Origin of the sequence: Winogradskyella sp. UBA3174 (assembly GCF_002364335.1) — a bacterium.
In the GTDB taxonomy this organism is placed as follows: domain Bacteria; phylum Bacteroidota; class Bacteroidia; order Flavobacteriales; family Flavobacteriaceae; genus Winogradskyella.
Genome location: NZ_DEXW01000067.1, coordinates 1 through 2,458 on the forward strand (window position 1 = coordinate 1; position 2,458 = coordinate 2,458).

Annotated in this window: 2 protein-coding genes; both read left to right on the forward strand. The window is 29.9% G+C overall.

All coding sequences use genetic code 11. From position 1 onward, the window contains the following. The first annotated feature begins 64 nt into the window (after nt 1–64). A complete protein-coding gene (locus B2U95_RS13535) occupies nt 65–1,531 on the forward strand; it encodes a hypothetical protein (RefSeq protein ID WP_296317087.1) in 1,467 nt (488 codons plus the stop codon). Nucleotides 1,532–2,208: 677 nt separating this feature from the next. Next, nucleotides 2,209–2,427 (forward strand): hypothetical protein, encoded by a 219-nt coding sequence (locus B2U95_RS13540; protein ID WP_296317088.1) that lies wholly within the window; start codon nt 2,209–2,211, stop codon nt 2,425–2,427. Nucleotides 2,428–2,458: the final 31 nt, after the last annotated feature.

The following is a 2,458-nucleotide window of genomic DNA, read 5'->3' on the forward strand; positions in this document are numbered from 1 at the left end:
TTTACTAATTTAGTTGCTTAATCACGCAACTAACCATACACATCACGTTAGCAAACATACTGAAATGAAGATATTGCTTACCATCATAATTCTTTTTACTGCACTTAATTCGTGCGGACAGACAACTTTTGACGAAAGTTCAATTTCAAAAAAGACTACTAAAGCAGTAAAAAATATTGAAAAAGTCAATCAATTAATGAGTTCAGCAGTTGGTGCAGGTGGAATGCGTCCTAAACAATGGGACAATTTTGAAGAACTGAAAAAAACTGCAACAAAGGATGAACTTATTGAATTGACAAATCACCCAAATGGAGTTGTTAGAAGTTATTCCTTTTGGGCATTATCTCATAAAAATAATGTTGATTTATTTTCTATTGTAAAAGAACATATAAACGATGATGAAGAAATAAGCACAATGTTTGGATGCATAATTAGTAATGATAAAGTTGGAGATTTCTTTATAGATGTATTAACACCAGAGTACGTTGATTTAGATTCAGAAAAAATGAATTCTAAAGAATTAACAGAATTAGATAGTTTACTAATATATCAACCAAACAAATTATCTGCAAGATATTCTGCAATAAATCGAGCCAAACCGACAGAAAACCTTTATCCAAAAATTAGAGAACTTGTAATAGAAGAGAAAAACCAAAGTGCCTTAGTTACGTTGGCGAAATACCAAAAAGAACAAGACATAGAAATTATAAAAAATAACCGTTCAGAAAATGACAAGGTTGAAAGCGGATATTATCATACTTATGTCGCTATAAGTCAATTTCCACGACCAGAATTTATCCCGTTATTAGAAACCAATCTGAACAAGACTTTAGACAATACTCATTTTAGTAATGAATGGCGTGAACTATATAAAGCTATTGCTAGTTACAAGAACAATAAAGCAGTAGAATTACTTAAAATACCGTTTTCAAAAGTTGAACATCAAAACATTAAAAAATACCACATAAGATTTGTTTACGGAGCAATTCAAGAATTTCAAGACCCAATTTACAATGAACTTTATTGGAAAATTTGGGAAGAAGAAGGCAGTATTTCACCCGAAATTTATAAATACCTTTTCAATGAAAATCCTTCAAAAACCTACGAACTGACTAAAATGGAAATGATAGAAAACTATCAACCACAGAAATCTGATTTTGTTCCTTCCACAAAAGGAATTGAATTCACCGAAGGTATCTACGAAACAATGTTAAACGTCTTAATTATAAACGATAAAGACCTTGCTAGTAAAGTAATTGCAGAGCAAATCCAAAATTCAAACGTTCACAATTTAGCTTTATACACTTCCAAAGTAAATAAACAGAAAATTTTTATTGAACCTTTGTTTGAGAGATTAGAGGACGCTTGGAATGCTCACATTTATTTGGATTTAATTAAAACATTAATTGAATACGATAATGAAGAAATCAACCAACGAATTATAAAAACTAGAAAACGAAATAAAAATCTGAATGAAGATTGGGGAGGAAAAGCATTAGATAAACTACTTATTGAAAACGGAATTGAATAAAGTACGATTTGCTAACAATGTATATAAAACATAGCTATTACAGGCTTTCCGAAAGGTTTGTGTGTATTTTCGAAGACCGCCAAATTTTTAAATTTGGCTTTTAGTAAAATAATGATAAAAAGAAAAATTTAAAAATTCGGCTCAGTGTTTAATCCGAAATGTAGTACCTTTTTACACGCTACGTTTCATATACGAGACGTTGGCAAACATTTGAGAAAAACAGTTCTAATATTGCTTTTTGGTCTTTTGACTAACATTTTGGTTTCGCAAGAAATCCAAACTGAATACATCTACAATAAGGAAAAAACAAAACAGAAATCGGAAAGTGGAGTTAAATGGAATTATGTCGATTATGACAGTTTAGTTCTTTCCGAAAACGGAACTTTTCATCGGATTAAATTCTATCACTATCACGAAATAATATACTCGGAATTAAAAGGGAAGTGGAAAATTGAAAACGACACTCTAATTCTGAATATAAAGCTGGAGAAAAAAAGTAAATCGGACAAAAAATGGACTAAAATTAATTCAACCTTAATTTACCGAATAAAAAGGCGGAAAATAAAACCATTAAATGGATTTGAATTCTACGCAATGCGGAATTTAAAACTTGTAAAAAAAAATACAGATTAATAAATGACTTAATTGGAATTGATTAGCGGAATATTTAAAAAAATATGAAATATATAGTAAGAGCTGTTTTAATAATCTTGTTTGGTATTTTTCTTTATTGGGCATATTTACCTGACTATAAAAGGAATCCTAAAGAGTTTTGGAGAACTATAATCGGAATGCCAATTGGAATGTTACTTGGCGGAATAGGGTTTCGAAATTTGAACGAAAAAATAAGAAAATGGGCAGTTGTAGAAAAAGAGCAAAGTAAAACTAAAAAATAAAAAACGATTTGCCAACACGGTGTATAATTAA